Genomic DNA, 15,333 nt, shown 5'->3' with positions numbered 1-15,333 from the left:
AATTATCCTTATAAAATAAAACTCATTATAATAGTAGCTAAAATCGCCGCTATAAATCCTATAGGCACAGCTTTAATAAGTAAATCTTTAAATAATTTTTCCTTATATTTGTCAGGGCAAGATCCTAAAATTAGACTTCCTCCAGAAGAAAAAGGAGAAATAGCAGAAGCTTGAGCCCCTACAACAATACAAGAAAAAAGCAATGCCTCGCTTAATCCACTGCTTGCAGCAATGCTTGGAACTATAGGAAAAAGCGCTGAAGTAACCACACCCAAAGTACTTGAAAAAAGCGACATAAAAGCTGCAATAGCACACATTATTAACGGAATAAAAATCACATTAATCTCATTTTCTACAAGATCTGAAAATAATTTTATAACCCCTGCTTCAACTGCTATGCTAATTAACATCCCTACTCCACAAATCATTATCAAGGTTCCCCAAGGAATTAAAGCAACAACTTGTTTCTCATCGGCCAATTTTAAAAATAAAGCAATGGCAACAAAAATCATGGCTATCATGGCTATATCTATTTTTTTATTAAAATAACTAATTGTCTCATTATGTGGAAAAATAATATTTAGCACAGGAAAGATTAAAACAACAACAATCATCATAAACATGAGAATTAAAGTAGTTTTTTGTTTATAATCAAATGGATCAGGTTTTGAAATAACACTAATTTTTATATTATTTTTAAAAGCATTAAACACAAAAAAAGATAATACCACAATAGGCAAGATTATAGTAAAAGCAAAAATAATACTAGAATTTGCAAAAGCTTCATTTGCTTCAATACCTGAATTTTCCATCAATCCTCGAAAAATAATCCCGCTTTGAGAAGTCATAAAATTTGCTCCTCCCAAAGCACCATAATTTATAGCCATAGCTCCAGCAATTTTGCTTAAACCGATTTTATCGCAAAGTAAAAAAGTAAGTGGTGCCATAAAAGCTAAAACTGTATAAAAACCTGCTCCTAAAGCAGCTATAATAGCACTAACCACAAAAATAACAAAAGGAAGTAAATAAGGATGATTAGCAAAACGATACATCAAATGTCCAGCTAATTTTTCAAGAGTTCCATTTACGGTTGCAAAATTATAAAACAATGAGACAGCAAAAATAACAAAAAATATAGAAATAGGCCAAAAAGCTATGATTTTTTTAGGAGCTAAATCCATAAAAAAAGCTCCTATAATATAAGCAAAAATCATAGCAAAAATTCCAACATTATGTCTAGTAATATAGCCCAAAATAATAGCCACTATAATACTAGAGATGATTAAAAAAACCATTATCATCCTTTAAAATATTATAGGGCTTAATATCAAAAAATATATTTTTCAAAGCATAAAAACAAAATCTAAATTTAAAAAATATCTATTTAGCAACAAATTTACTCATCTTATGAAATTTTTATAAAATATCCACATCCATAGCAAGCAAGGCAAAGCTTCCTAGCCAATGCGACCCAAGATAATCATCTTCTATATGAGCTATAGCTTTATCAAAATGCTCTGTAGCATTGTTTCTTAAAAGAATTTTTAAATTTTCATCGCAAAAATTTGAAAGTATTTTAAAACACCAAGCGCGACTTAAATTTAGCCCATCTAGATGTGCTATTTTACCATCGCTCCTATCACTCACACTCACAGGGGTAAATAAAGTTGCAGGCTCTTTTGCTTCTAAATTTGGCAAATATGCTTTAAAAAATTTTACAAAATCATTTTTAGGTAAAACAGCACTTAAAAGCACCGCTTCCATCAAAACAGGAGATAAAAACTCATCTCCACAAGGCTCTAAAGCTTGCATGTTTTTATCATTTAAAAACCACTTTTTAGCACTTTGGATGATGCAATACTCCAATTCTTGATCTTTTTTAAATCTTGCATATTCTAAAGCAAAATACAAAGCAAAAGAGCTATTAAAATGAGTTCCAACTCGTATAGGATAATCCATCTTAGGCAAAAACTCCTTAAATTCTTTAACAAAAAAATCAGCTATGCCTTCTAAATTTTTAGCCCAAATTTCAGCTTTGTCATTTTCTTTAGCAAGTAAATTTATCTCCAAAGTCAGTTTTAAAAACCATCCCCATCCATAAGGTCTTTCAAAACCTTTGTGTGCAGGGTTTTGAAGATATTTAAGCTCTCCTTCTGCTTTTTCTTTGCTAAATTGAGAATCTAGAGCTTTGATGATTTCATCCTTTGGAGCAAAATGAGAAAAATCTTTTAAAATTTTCACCAAAAGCCAATGAGAATGCACGCTAGAATGCCAATCATAAGAACCATAAAATATAGGATACATAAGTTTTGGCGGTTTAATATCATTAATATCATTAAAAGAATGTGTGATTTTATTTGGCAATTCTCTAAAAATATTTTCTAGTGCAATAAAGCTAAATTGTTTTATAAATTTTTCCATTGTTTCTCCTTAAAATCTAAAAGCTAAAAAATACATTAAAAAGATATTAGCTACAAGCAAAACAAGTCCTGACATAAACTGGGCTTTAATTACGCCATTTTTATCATCCAAATTTAAAAGTGCCGCAGGAACTATATTAAAATTTGCAGCCATAGGCGTCATTAAAGTTCCGCAAAATCCACTAAGCATTCCAATCGCACCTATAATAGCAGGATTTGCATGCATTTGTATGATTAAAATCGGCAAAGCAATAGCAGCAGTAATCACAGGAAAAGCTGCAAAAGCATTGCCCATTACTATAGTAAAAAGCGCCATAGCGATACAATACACAGCTACTGCAATAAAAGCATTATCCAAACTAATATAACTAGATAAAAGTTTAGATACTTGATCGCCCATTCCTGTAGAAACAAAAACTACCCCAAGTGTAGCCAAAATTTGCGGTAAAAGCGCCGCCCAACTAATGTGATCCATAGTATGTGCTGCATCTTTAACAGCTCTTTTAGGAGAAGCCTTAAACATAAAACAAGCAACTATTGAAGAAATAATTATACCTATAATCAAAGCCATCAATGTAGCATTTTTATTTTCAAAAAAACTCAAATGGGGAAATAAAAAAGTCCCAATAAGCGTAATCAAAGGAACCATTAAAGCAGGAATAAAAAGTTTATTTTTATAAATATTTGCATGTTTTATCTCGTATTCTTTTTCTTCTTTGCTAACTTCGATCTTTGCTGGTTTTAATAAATTAAACCCTGCTATAAGTGCTAGTAAAATCACTATACAACCCATCACAAAATGAGGCAAAACTCCTGCTAGTAAAAAAGTAAAACTATAACTTATCCAAAATACCCCGCCGCTTATTCTTGATTTTATATCTTTAGCTTGATTAGAAAAACTTAAAATTCCAAAAACTAAAAATAAAATTCCTACAATATAATAAAGTAAATCAAGACTTATCATCACTCAACCCTTTATAAGTTTTTTCCAATCTTTTATCAAATAAATAAAGTCTAGAGCAATGGATAATTAAAGCCAAAATTCCAGTTGGTATAGCCCAAACTGATAAATGCAATGGCTCAACAATAATACCATTGCTCTCATAAAAAGCTTTAATAAATAAAATAGAATGCACGGCTATAAAAATATCCTCTCCAAAAAATACAGCAATATTATCCGTTCCCGCAGAAAAAGCTTTGATTTTTTGACTATCTTTATGTGTTAAGTTTTTAAATTTAAGCTTAGCTGCAGCTTCTGCCATAGGGGCTATTAAAGGTCTTATCATCTGCGCATGTCCGCCTAAAGATAAAAGCCCTAAAGCTGCAGTAACTTGTCTAAAAACAAAATAACACATTAAAATTCGTCCTGTACTGGCAACTTTTATTTTGGATATTAAATTTTTAGCCTGCTCTCTTAAGCCTTTGCGTTCCAAAACAGCAAGTAAAGGTAAAATAAGCCAAATTATAGCAACATAGCGATTATCTACAAAAGATTTTCCTATATCACTAACAACCTTAACAAAATCAAAACCTGAAACAAGTCCAGCATAAATTCCAACTGAAGTTACCACTAAAAAGGGGTTAATCTTTAAAGCAAAACCTAAAACAATCAAAGGTATAGAAGCAAGAAGTAACCATTCCATCAACCATCTCCATAATATGAATTAGAAATATTATAGAAATTTTAAATTGAAGAAAAGTTTAAAAAAATATTTTTAAGAATGGAATGAGAAATTAAGTAACAAAATAAATTTTATATAAATTTAAAAAAGCCTTGGAATAGTCCAAAAGCTTTTTTTGTATTATTTGTTCGCTCTTTCTATATACTCACCACGCACGGTATCAACGCGTATAACTTCACCTTCTAACACATGAAAAGGAATTTGCACTACTGCGCCTGTTTCCAATGTAGCCGGTTTTTTATTTGATCCTTGAGTATCACCCTTAAAATTTGGAGCTGTTTTGATGATTTTGAGTTCAACAACTTGTGGAACTTCTACGCCGATAGCTTTACCATTATGGAAAAGCACATCTACCATCATACCATCAAGCATCCATTTTTTCGCCTCACCTACATCATCATCACTAATAGCTACTTGTTCATATGTTTGCGTATCCATAAATTGGCAATTTTCACCATCATCATAAAGATACTGCATAGTTTTATCTTCTAAATTTGGAGCTTCACATTTATCACCTGCATGGAAAGTTTTTTCAAGTACTTTACCATCAATAAAAGATTTGATTTTAATACGCACAAAAGCAGGACCTTTGCCTGGTTTTACATGCTGATACTCAACTATTTTAAAAGGAATTCCATCGATTTCTATTTTAAGTCCCTTTTTTAAATCACCCATTGAATAAGATGCCATAAATTTCCTTTGTTAAAAAATAAAAAACAATTTTATCAAATTTTGATTGATATCACAATAAAATTATTTTATTTGATGAAAAAATAAGTAAAATTACGTTAAAATCCAAATTTAAAGCATAGTAAATGCTCGCTTCTTTTTAGGAGAGGAAAGTCCGAGCTGCTAAAGACAAACATTCCATCTAACAGATGGCTAGGGTAACCTAAGGGATAGTGCAACAGAAAGAAAACTACCACGCAAGTGGAAAAGGTGAAACGGCGGGGTAAAAGCCCACCAGCGATTTTGGTAACAATTTCGGCTATGTAAACCCAATGTGCAGCAAGAAGGGATGGTTAGCGTCTTTGTTTTAACCCTTCGCTTGATTTTGTTTGCAAAAACAAAACTAGATAAATGAGCATTCAAGACAGAACTCGGCTTATCGCTATGCTTTTTTAAGATTTAAAATATGTCAACGCTTTTTGAAATTTTTGAATTTCAACAGCTTTTGTTTTTTTCTTTTGTTCAATCAGTATAACAGCTTCTTGCAAAAGAGCTTGAACTTGATAAAATACATCATTTGCATTTTCTTTTAAAAAATCTTCTGAAGGCGATTCTTTGGCTAAATTTTTAATAAAAGCTTTCATATCAAGTTCATCAAGTAAATTTTCAAGTTTATTGACATCTTCTTGGATTAATGCAAGTTTAAAATCACTGAGCCACTGTTTCATTGTTATGCACTTCTCTCCAAGCTTCTAGCAAACCTTTGGTTACATTTATAACTTCATTGATTCTATCTTCGTTATTTTCTAAATTTGCCAAAGATAAAAGTTGAATTTCTCTTGTATAAAGCCCGCTTAAATAATGTGCCACTTCTCCGCCTTTTTCATAGTTTAAAGTATTAATAAGCTCTATAAAAATAGCCGTGGTTCTTTTTACAAAATACACTCTTTGTTCTATATCTTCATTTCTTATGGCTACTTTAGCTCTTGCACAAAAACGCAAAATTCCCTCATAAAGCATTTCAATAAGTTTTTGCGGGGACTCTATCCCCACTTGATTTTGAGAATAAGCATTATAGGCTAAATTATTTTGCATCTTTTTTATCCTTAATTATTAGAATTGTTTGCCGCATTAATCATATTAGTCACAGTATTTAGCTGTTGATTGAGTTTATTTAAAATACTCTCATATTGCAACCATTGATTCGCCATTGTATCATATCTTGTATCAATCATAGCCTGAGTCGAGTCTTTAGAGGTATTTAATGATTTAATATCATTTGTCAAACTCTCATCATATTTTGTAATTGAACCGTCTTTTCCAGTCATCTCTTGCAACGTGGCTTTTAATTTTGAAAAAATACCTTTACCTTCTATAGGCTTAGAGGTTATATTTACATCAGACAAACCTAATTCCTTAAGAATGCTACCATCTCCTTTGATTGAAAAATCCGAACTACCATCTCCACTAAAATTCAACCTAAACCCTGTAACATTGTTTTGATTATAGGATTCAACCTTAACTTTTAAGCCTTCAATACCTTTACTGTTTATATGATTAGCTAAATTTTGAAGCAATTCTTCCTCTGTTTTCCCTGTTAATTTAAAATTAGTACCATCAGAATTTTTAGATAAATCATATGTTTGATTATTAAAAACTATAGTAAAATCTCCTGGTTTAAATGCTAAACCATTAGTATTACCTCCATTGGAATTAAGATATTTACTTAAACTTCCTGTCTTAATTACCTCTCCTGTGTGATTAATGTCTTCGTATTTAGTAATATTTGAAAAAAAACTTTCAGTAGAGTCTGGATCTTCTTTAACTTTTTGTTCAAATTTAGAAGAATCAAAACTCAAAGTGCCTGCATCATTTAAACTTAAGCCAAAATCCTGCATAGAAAGCATAACCTTAGTGTTTACTTTATTACCATTTGCATCTTCAGTAGTTCCATCAACAACTTGAGAATCAAACAAATCAGCAAGAATGCTTGAGCGTATTGAATTTACTTCACTGATGCCTTGTAAAGTTCCTTTTGTTCCAGTTTCACTATTATAGTCAGTTGCAGCATTAAGATTGGTTACTAAATCATTATAAGCATCCACCAAATCTTGCATGGCTTTTGTCACACCTTCAAAATCTTGCTGTACATCAAAATTAATTTCACCTGTTTTATTTAAAGTTAAAGTCATTCCTACACCAAGATCGGTAACAGTATTACTTGATCTAAACATCTTAATACCATCAAGTGTGAATTCTGCATTTTGCGCAGTTTGGATATGCAAAGAAGCATCCTTAATACCATAACCTTTTTTATCCTTAGCTGGATCAATAGTCTGAGTCGTTTTATCTAATTCCCATCCAAGATTTGAAAATATTTTTTCTGCCTCTGGATCACTTTGATACTGACCCTGCGCATCTTTTTTTCCAGCATAGAAACTTATCGCACTGTCTTCGCCTGTTTCTTTACTGGTTAAAGTTAAGCGGTAAGGAGTGCCTTTCTCTCCTGTGTTTACAATCTTAGCGACAATCTCTCCTCCACTAGCTTCATTAATTTTATCAGCTAAATCTCTATAGGTTGTGTTTTTATCTACCGTAACAGTATATTCTTTGCCATTTGAAAAAAAAGTAAGATCGGTGGTTCCAGCTAAATTTGCATTAATAAAACCACTGTCATTTGCCAATCCTTGACTTTGATATACATCTTTTTGTGCAAGTTGAGTAACATTGATATTCATGCTTTGTAAAGCAACACCCGAATTAACTGTAAGACTTGCTGGAGGATTATCGCTAATACTTCCTACAACTTTTCTTTTCGCAAAAACCGTAGCATCAGCTAATGATGAAACAGCCGTCTGAAAACTTAGTAATTTAGTTTTGATTTCTGTTAAATCTTTTTGTTTGGTTGTATTTTCTTCAATTTTTTTAGTATAAGGATCAATACGAGCTTTTTGCTCTGCTTCTTTTAATTTATCTATAGTATCTTGAGTTAAAACCCCAGAACCAAATCCTAAACTAGATAGACTACCAAATGCCATTTTTAACTCTCCTTATCAAATATCATTCCTATCACATCCCTAAAATACTCAGCTAATCTCATAGCTTCTTCGCTAGGAATTTGACGGATTTCCCTTCCAGTACTTTTTTCAGTCACGCTAATATACATAGAACCGATTTTATCACTATAACCAAAACGAACATTGGTATCTAGAGAATCCATTTGCTCATTTAACTTTTTTGTAATATCAGCTAACTTTTCACTCACACCTCGTTGCTGTCCATCATCGCCTCCTTGGCTTTGACTTCTATCGGTTTGAATGTTTAAACTAGCCTGTGTCTCACTTGTTCTTTGGCTAATGTTTGCCAAAGCTGTATCCATTTGCCCATTTGCCTTCGATATTTCCATTTTAAAATCCTTTTTAAAATTTCCTATTGCTAGTTAAAAGCTTATATCGACAAATTTATAAATTTATGAACACCTATAAAGAAAATTTTATTTTTCAATAATAAAAAAATAATAAGCAAAAACTGTGCCAAAATTTTAAAATAAATCTCAATTATCTTAAAAAATTTCAAATTTATTAAAAAGATCTGGATTATTTTCTAAAATATTACGCAAGATCAAATCTTCTATCACGCTTTTAGTGCAATCTGTTTGCTTAGGCCAAGCTCTTAAATAACCCTCAGCTTCACCTTTAGCACTTGCATCTACTCCAAGTCTTTCTTCTTTGATAAAAATATCTCTTTTAGCATCTATATTATTTACCACACGCCAAACAAGCATATAAGAATTTTCAAGCTTATTTTCAGCATCTAAAAATACTAAAATCCTAAAATGTTTTTTAAATTCTAAAAGTTTGTCAAAACTTTGTTCGATTTTTTCTTTTTTATCAAGCAAAATACAAACTATAGGACTTTTACTTTCTTTATAAAATTGCTTTAAATTTAAAAGTTCTACCTTAGTTTTAAAAAGTTCTAGTAATTTTTCATCTTCTAAAATTTCAAGCTCTTCAACTTGTATTTCTTCGCAAGCATCAAGTCCTGCTTTACCCCCAAAACAAGAATTAGGTGAAGCATGATCTAATTGATCACAAATTCCTTCTGAAATTAAAATTTTCTTTGTATTAAAACGATCTAACATATAAGGAATTAAAGCATCATAATCTTTCAAAGAAGGTGCATTTTTATCCACAAAAATTGCATGCTTAACAAAACTCATTTGCCCTACTCCCCAAAATGCATGCATAATTTGTTGCGCATGAGCGGGATATTTTGCATCGATTTTTGCTAAGATAAGATTATGAAAGACCCCATTTTCAGGCATATTATAATCAATTAAATCAGGTACTGAAGTTTGAAGCAAGGGTAAAAAAATTCTTTCGGTACCAAGCCCCATGATCTTATCTTCTAAAGGAGGCTTTCCTACAACCGTTGCTTGATAGATCGCATCTTTTTTAGCATAAATTTTTTCTACTTTCATCACAGGAAAAAGTTCAGCAGGAGTATAAAAACCCGTATGATCTCCAAAAGGACCTTCGATTTTAAACTCTTCTAAATCCACATAACCTTCAATAACCACATCACTATCATAAGGTATAAAAATACCATTTTCACAAGGAGTAATTTTTGCAGGAGTTTTTTTAATAAAACCATAAAGTAAAAGTTCAAAAATTCCCTTAGGTAAAGGTGCTTGAGAACACCAAATATAAAGCGGATCTCCACCTATGGCTATACTTACAGGCATTTTTTTAAAACCAGCATTTTTGTATTCGTGATAAAAATTTGCCCCATCTTTATGAATTTGCCAATGCATTAAAAGTTCATTTTTATCACTCATTTGCAAACGATACATTCCAAGATTATTTTGAGTTTTATCTAAATTTTGTGTATAAACTTGCCCCATGGTAATAAATTTACCCGCATCATCTTCCCAAGTTTTTAGTATGGGAAGTTCTTCAAGTGAGTTTAAAATTTCATAATCATACAAGGCTTTATTTTTTTTCAGTCTTTTAGGAGGAATATTTTTAAAACTTAACAAATTCATAAAAAAATCCATTTTTGCTTTAAAACTCGTAGGAATATGAAGCTTGGTGAGTTTTGAAATTTCTTCAGCCACCTCTTCATAATCACGTCCAAAAGCTAAATTTAAAGCCTTTTCATTGCAAAAAGTATTCATCAAAACAGGAAATTTATATTGTTTATTTAATTTTTTATCTATAGGATTTTTAAATAATAAAGCCTTCCCTTTTTCTCCTTTTTTAGCTTCTATATAGGCTAAATGAGCGATTTCAAGATCTACATCTACAGGTTCTTCAATTACCCTTAAAAGATCATTTTCTTTTAAAATTTGAATAAATTCTTTCATATCATACTCTCAGCTTTTTTTAAAAGTTCTTTAGCACCTTTAGCAATAAACTCCTTAGCCAAACTCTCTCCAAAACCTTTAAAATCATTCTTTTTAATCATTCTCTTATCTTTTAAAATTTCACTTCCATCGGGTAGTCCAAGTACCGCACGCACACAAATTTCATCTCCCAAGAGCTCTGCGTTAATACCTATAGGAACTTGACAACCTCCTTCTAAAGTAGCAATAAATTCTCTTTCAATGCTTGTTTCAATCAAAGCATTTTCATCATTTAAACATTTTAAAAGTTCTAAAATTTTTTCATCATTTATGCTTTCAATACCTAAAGCTCCTTGAGAAGCCGCAGGAATAAGCTCATCTTTGCTAAATTCATAAACAAAATTCACTTGCTTATCTAAGTTTAAGCGTTTAATTCCCGCCATTGCCAAAATAATCGCATCAAAATCATTATTTTTTAATTTCTCTATACGAGAATTGACATTACCACGCAAAGAAATAATATCTAAATCAGGTCTTAATAATAAAAGCTGCATCTTGCGTCTAAGACTAGTAGTGCCTATTTTTGCACCTTTTGGTAAAGAAAGAAAATCTTTATAATTTTGACTTAGCATAGCATCATTGCTTTGCTCTCTTTTGCTTACCGCTGCCAAAACTAAACCTTGAGGAAAAAAACTAGGCACATCTTTTAAACTATGCACTGCTAAATGTGCTTCTTTTCTTAACATACTTTCTTCAAGTTCTTTTGTAAAAAGTCCTTTACCACCAATTTTTGCCAAAGGAGAATCAAGCAAAACATCGCCTTTTGTTTTAAAACCTTCTAAAAGCACTTCAATTTGATGTGTATTTTTTAAAATTTGGGCTACATGTTCACTTTGCCAAAGAGCTAATTGACTTTTTCTTGTTGCAATAATAAGCTTCATTTTCTATCCTCTATAATTTCAACATCAATAATTTCTTCATTAGAATTTTGATACTCTTGCTTGGTGTATTGATATTTTGATTTAGTTATTAATTTCAAAGCAATACCAAAGAAAAATACAAAAATTCCAAAAACACTTGTAATAATCCCTGGAAAAACAAGTAAAAACCCTGCGATAACAAAAGAAAATTGTGTTAACATATCCTTTAAGCCACCCATTTGAAATTCAAGCATATTTTTCCAAAAAATTCCCAATAAAACCGCACCAAAAATCATACTCAAAAGTATGAAAAATAAAAAATTACCAAAACCAAAAAACACTATAAAAAGTATACTTGCAATAATTTCAAGTACAAATAAAGGACTTAAACTTAATTTATAATTCATAACACTTTCTTTTTAAGAATTTCCATAAGTTCATCAGTTTTTATAAGTTCTTTTACCAAATCTTCTCTTTGGATAAGCTCTATTTCATTATTTTCTAATCCCTTGCCAATAACTAACGCATAAGGAAAACCCATAAGTTCAAAATCATTCATTTTAACCCCAAAACGCTCATTTCTATCATCAAGCAAGACTTCTAATCCAAGATTAGTTAAATCCTCATAAAGCTTATTGGCAAATTCTAAAGCCTTTTCATCTTTGAGATTTGAAACAATAATTTCAAGCACAAAAGGAGCTAAAGTTTTATTCCAAATACATCCTTTTTCATCATGACTTGCTTCAATAGCTACAGCCAACAAGCGTGAAACACCTATGCCGTAACATCCCATATAAAAAGGCTGACTTTTGCCATTTTCATCTAAGAAATTTGCATTCATCGCTTTAGAATATTTTTGTCCTAGCTTAAAAATATGCCCTACTTCTATACCTTTACTTTGTTTTAATTTTGCTCCACATTTAACACAGCAATCCCCTTCTTTAACTTCAATCAAATCTTTAAAACGATCTTTATTTAAATTTACAACATCAATACCGATTAAATGATAATCTTTTTCATTCGCACCCATAATCATTTGCTTTTCGTTTTCAAGCTCAAAATCTATATAAAAATCTATATCTTTTAATCCCACAAAACCTATAAAACCAGCTACTAAGCCAGCTTTTTCCAATTCTTCTTCGCTCGCATCGACTAGTTCAAGGGCACTGCAAGCATTTTGAGCCTTAACCTCTTGCAAATCATCACTTCCTCTTATAAAAAACACAACTAATTTACTTTCATTTTCATAAATAGCTTTTTTTACCACTGCTTTAATCGTATAAAAAGCATTAATTTTAAAAAATTGTGCTAAAGAATCTATAGTTTTAATATTTGGAGTGTGAAATTTACTTGCATAATTTGCTTCAGGACGCTCATCTTGACAAGTTTTTTTAGCTCTTTTTGCAGCTTCAACATTAGCCGCATAATCACAATTTTCACAAATTAAAATATCATCTTCCCCATTTTTTGCTAAAACCATAAATTCCTTAGAGCCACTTCCACCAATAGCCCCACTATCAGCTTCAACTGCTCTAAAATCAAGCCCCATTCTTTGTAAAATTTGAGAATAAGTTTTATACATAAGCTCAAACTCACGCCCTAAATCTTCTTCATTAGCATGAAAACTATATCCATCTTTCATTAGAAATTCACGACATCTTAAAAGCCCAAATCTAGGCCTTGCTTCATCACGAAATTTAAGTCCAATTTGATATAAATGCAAAGGAAGTTGTTTATAGCTTGTGATTTTGTTTTTTACCAAAGAAAGCATAGCTTCTTCATGTGTTGGACCTAAAACAAATTCATTTTCTTTTCTGTCTTTAAAACGCAAAAGTTCTTTTCCAAAAACATTATAACGCCCACTTTCTTGCCACAAACTTGCAGGAGTGATAAAACTAAGATTTACTTCTTGTGCTCCAGCCTTATCCATTTCTTCTTTAACTATATTTTTAATCTTATCTAAAACTCTTTTTCCCAAAGGCAAGAAATTATAAAGTCCGCTACCAATTTGTTCTACAAAACCTGCACGCGTTAAAAAAATATGACTAGGTAAACTCGCATCTTTTGGCGCTTCTTTTAAACTTGGTGCATAAAATTTAGTAAATCTCATCATTATTCTCCATATCAAATTCACATTTATATTGATTTAAACCTTCAAGATTATTTTGCAAATCAAAAACATAACGCATAGCATTAATCACTGTATCGCTTTGCATTTTACCTTGTAAATGTTTCAAATTCATAGTAGGCGTGTGTAAAAAAGCCTTAAAAACTTGATGAATCAACTTTCTAGCCTCTTCTTTATCAGATTTTTTCAAATATCCTTTTTTTAACGCAATTTCAAGTTGTTTATCTGCATATTCTTTAGCTTGCAAGCGTATAGCTTTGATAATAGGCATCAAAGCCAAATCGTTTAAATACCTAAAAAATTCACTTGTTTCACGACCTATTATCCCATAAGCCATACGAGCTTCTTGTTCTCTTAGTGCTAAATTTTTTTGAACCACAATTTCAAGATCATCTACAGCAAAAACAGATATATTTTCATTTTCATTGATATCAATATCCCTTGGAACTGCAATATCAAAAAAATACCTTTTATAAGAAAGTTCTTCTATTAAAGAATTTGTAATAATAGCATTTGGTGCATTGGTAGCTGAGAAAAAAAACTCGTATTGATTTAAATATTTTTTTAAATTTTCTAAACTATCATATTCGCTTAAAACACCAAGTCTCTCACACAAATCTTTAGCTTTTTGTAAATCACGATTTAAAATAATCACCTTAGCACCCGCAGCAATTAAATGTTTTGCCGCGAGTTCTCCCATCTCTCCAGCTCCAATAACAACAGCTTTTTTTTGCGTTAAATCTGCAAGTTCTTTTGCTTTTGCCACGGCAACGCTAGCTACAGAAATAGAATTTTTAGAAATTTGAGTTTCATTGCGTACCTTAGCAGCACATTTAAAAGCACTATGTACTGCTCTTGAAAGGTGTACTCCACAAAAATTATTTTTTACAGCAAAAGCAAAGGCATCTTTTAATTGTCCTGCTATCTGAGTTTCTCCAACCACCAAACTATCCAAAGAACTTGCTACAGAAAAAAGATGGTGGATTGCTCCACTATCTTCAAAAATATCAGCTTTTTCAAGTAAAATATCTTTATCAACATCACAAAGTAAAGCCAAAGATTTAACAATAAACTCCGCACAGGCCATTTTTACAAAAGCAACAATTTCAACACGATTGCAAGTACTTATAACCAAACATTCTTCAATATTTTCATGAGTGCTAATGATTTTTAAAAACTCACTTTTTTTAGCTTCATTGGAAAAGCTTAACTTTTCCCTTAAGGCAATATCTGTATTTTTATGAGTAAAAGATATACAATAATACATTAAAATTCCCTATCTATCATAGCTTTAATAATATCATTAAGCTTGTTATTATCATATTTTTCAATCGCTTTACTAGCCTTTTTTGCATAAGTTTTAGCTTCTAAAATAGCTTTTTCTAAAGCTTTTTGTTCTTCAAATTTAGTTTTTAGCCACTCTTTTTCATTTTCATTTAAATCTTTTTTAAATAAAGTCTGCAAATATATCCTATCTTGTTCTTGTAAATTTTCATAAAGATAAATATAAGGTAAGGTAGTCTTACCCTCTTTAAAATCATTCATAGCAGGTTTTCCAAGAATTTTTTCATCACTCTTAATATCTAAAATATCATCAATCATCTGAAAAGCGAGTCCTAAATTTTTTCCATATTCTGCAAAATCTTTTTCATATAATCCAGCCAAAATAGCTCCGCATCTCGCACTTGCTTCGATCAAAACAGCTGTTTTATTATAGATCATTTTCAAATAAGCTTCTTTATTGATATTAAATTTCTCTCCCAAATCAACATCCATAAGTTCGCCTATAGCAAGCTTTACAACAGCGTCTGAAATAATACTTGCAAATCTAGCATCCATTTTACTTAATTCATAAAAGGCTTTTGAATACAAAATATCGCCCAACATAAGAGCATTTTTTGTACCAAATTCAGCATTAACAGATCTTGCCCCACGCCTTAATTCACTCTCATCGATAATATCATCATGTAATAAACTAGCAAGATGTATCAATTCTATAGCTGCACAAATTTTAAAAGCAATCTCACTCTCATCTGCGATAGCTAATAATAATTTAGAGCGTAATTTCTTTCCTGATTTTACATTTGAAAGCATATTTAAAATAGGTTCATAGCCAAGTTCTTCTAAAAACTGTTTTATTAATTCATCTATTTTTTGCACTATCTTTTCC

15 protein-coding genes and 1 other RNA gene are annotated in these 15,333 nt (G+C 31.0%); 1 reads left to right on the top strand and 15 read right to left on the bottom strand.

All coding sequences use genetic code 11. The annotated features are described in order from the left end of the window. Nucleotides 1-8 precede the first annotated feature (8 nt). From FBF22_RS02710 to efp, 5 genes are all read right to left on the bottom strand, one after another. A complete protein-coding gene (locus tag FBF22_RS02710) occupies nucleotides 9-1,301 on the bottom strand; it encodes an SLC13 family permease (RefSeq protein ID WP_079264881.1) in 1,293 nt (430 codons plus the stop codon). Between the two features lie 115 nt (nucleotides 1,302-1,416). Next, entirely contained in the window at nucleotides 1,417-2,421 is a 1,005-nt protein-coding gene (locus tag FBF22_RS02705; protein WP_002884505.1) for a DUF2891 domain-containing protein, read from the bottom strand. 9 nt (nucleotides 2,422-2,430) lie between these two features. Beyond that, the gene (locus tag FBF22_RS02700; protein ID WP_002859936.1) at nucleotides 2,431-3,384 is read right to left on the bottom strand and encodes a DUF979 domain-containing protein; all 954 of its coding nucleotides are present in this window, start codon (nucleotides 3,382-3,384) and stop codon (nucleotides 2,431-2,433) included. Then, nucleotides 3,371-4,063 (bottom strand): DUF969 domain-containing protein, encoded by a 693-nt coding sequence (locus FBF22_RS02695; protein WP_002884510.1) that lies wholly within the window; start codon nucleotides 4,061-4,063, stop codon nucleotides 3,371-3,373. Before FBF22_RS02695 ends, FBF22_RS02700 begins: the two co-directional genes overlap by 14 nt. A gap of 159 nt (nucleotides 4,064-4,222) precedes the next feature. Next, nucleotides 4,223-4,792 (bottom strand): elongation factor P, encoded by a 570-nt coding sequence (efp, locus tag FBF22_RS02690; RefSeq protein WP_002884512.1) that lies wholly within the window; start codon nucleotides 4,790-4,792, stop codon nucleotides 4,223-4,225. Between the two features lie 113 nt (nucleotides 4,793-4,905). Here efp and rnpB point away from each other — a divergent pair. Beyond that, an RNA gene (rnpB, locus tag FBF22_RS02685) (RNase P RNA component class A) lies at nucleotides 4,906-5,226 on the top strand. Here the strand turns inward: rnpB and FBF22_RS02680 are convergent. The 10 genes from FBF22_RS02680 to FBF22_RS02635 all read right to left on the bottom strand — a co-directional run bounded on the left by FBF22_RS02680 (nucleotide 5,224) and on the right by FBF22_RS02635 (nucleotide 15,323). Further along, a complete protein-coding gene (locus FBF22_RS02680; protein ID WP_002776186.1) occupies nucleotides 5,224-5,499 on the bottom strand; it encodes a hypothetical protein in 276 nt (91 codons plus the stop codon). The two genes, rnpB and FBF22_RS02680, sit on opposite strands and share 3 nt — an antisense overlap. Then, nucleotides 5,480-5,866: a flagellar export chaperone FliS gene (gene fliS / locus FBF22_RS02675; protein ID WP_002776169.1), complete on the bottom strand. Its 387-nt coding sequence runs from the start codon at nucleotides 5,864-5,866 to the stop codon at nucleotides 5,480-5,482. The genes FBF22_RS02680 and fliS overlap by 20 nt, the downstream gene beginning before the upstream one ends. Before the next feature lie 11 nt (nucleotides 5,867-5,877). Then, nucleotides 5,878-7,809 (bottom strand): flagellar filament capping protein FliD, encoded by a 1,932-nt coding sequence (gene fliD, locus FBF22_RS02670; RefSeq protein WP_002884515.1) that lies wholly within the window; start codon nucleotides 7,807-7,809, stop codon nucleotides 5,878-5,880. Between the two features lie 2 nt (nucleotides 7,810-7,811). Continuing rightward, nucleotides 7,812-8,177 (bottom strand): FlaG family protein, encoded by a 366-nt coding sequence (locus FBF22_RS02665; protein ID WP_002858519.1) that lies wholly within the window; start codon nucleotides 8,175-8,177, stop codon nucleotides 7,812-7,814. 156 nt (nucleotides 8,178-8,333) lie between these two features. Further along, entirely contained in the window at nucleotides 8,334-10,136 is a 1,803-nt protein-coding gene (locus FBF22_RS02660) for a menaquinone biosynthesis decarboxylase (RefSeq protein ID WP_002867682.1), read from the bottom strand. Further along, a complete protein-coding gene (hemC, locus tag FBF22_RS02655) occupies nucleotides 10,133-11,056 on the bottom strand; it encodes a hydroxymethylbilane synthase (protein ID WP_002820769.1) in 924 nt (307 codons plus the stop codon). The genes FBF22_RS02660 and hemC overlap by 4 nt, the downstream gene beginning before the upstream one ends. Beyond that, nucleotides 11,053-11,442 (bottom strand): FxsA family membrane protein, encoded by a 390-nt coding sequence (fxsA, locus tag FBF22_RS02650; protein WP_002854991.1) that lies wholly within the window; start codon nucleotides 11,440-11,442, stop codon nucleotides 11,053-11,055. Before fxsA ends, hemC begins: the two co-directional genes overlap by 4 nt. Next, on the bottom strand, nucleotides 11,439-13,148 hold the full coding sequence (locus FBF22_RS02645; RefSeq protein WP_020837007.1) for a proline--tRNA ligase: 1,710 nt from the start codon (nucleotides 13,146-13,148) through the stop codon (nucleotides 11,439-11,441). The genes fxsA and FBF22_RS02645 overlap by 4 nt, the downstream gene beginning before the upstream one ends. Further along, nucleotides 13,132-14,430 carry a glutamyl-tRNA reductase gene (hemA, locus tag FBF22_RS02640; protein WP_002884520.1) on the bottom strand — a complete coding sequence of 433 codons (1,299 nt, stop codon included), beginning with the start codon at nucleotides 14,428-14,430 and terminating at the stop codon, nucleotides 13,132-13,134. The genes FBF22_RS02645 and hemA overlap by 17 nt, the downstream gene beginning before the upstream one ends. Then, nucleotides 14,430-15,323 carry a hexaprenyl-diphosphate synthase gene (locus tag FBF22_RS02635; protein ID WP_002858511.1) on the bottom strand — a complete coding sequence of 298 codons (894 nt, stop codon included), beginning with the start codon at nucleotides 15,321-15,323 and terminating at the stop codon, nucleotides 14,430-14,432. The genes hemA and FBF22_RS02635 overlap by 1 nt, the downstream gene beginning before the upstream one ends. Nucleotides 15,324-15,333 lie beyond the last annotated feature (10 nt).

The organism is Campylobacter sp. CFSAN093260, assembly GCF_012890095.1.
Taxonomy (GTDB): domain Bacteria; phylum Campylobacterota; class Campylobacteria; order Campylobacterales; family Campylobacteraceae; genus Campylobacter_D; species Campylobacter_D jejuni.
The sequence above is the reverse complement of the archived record's forward strand: the minus strand, read 5'-3'. Positions and strand labels throughout refer to the sequence as shown.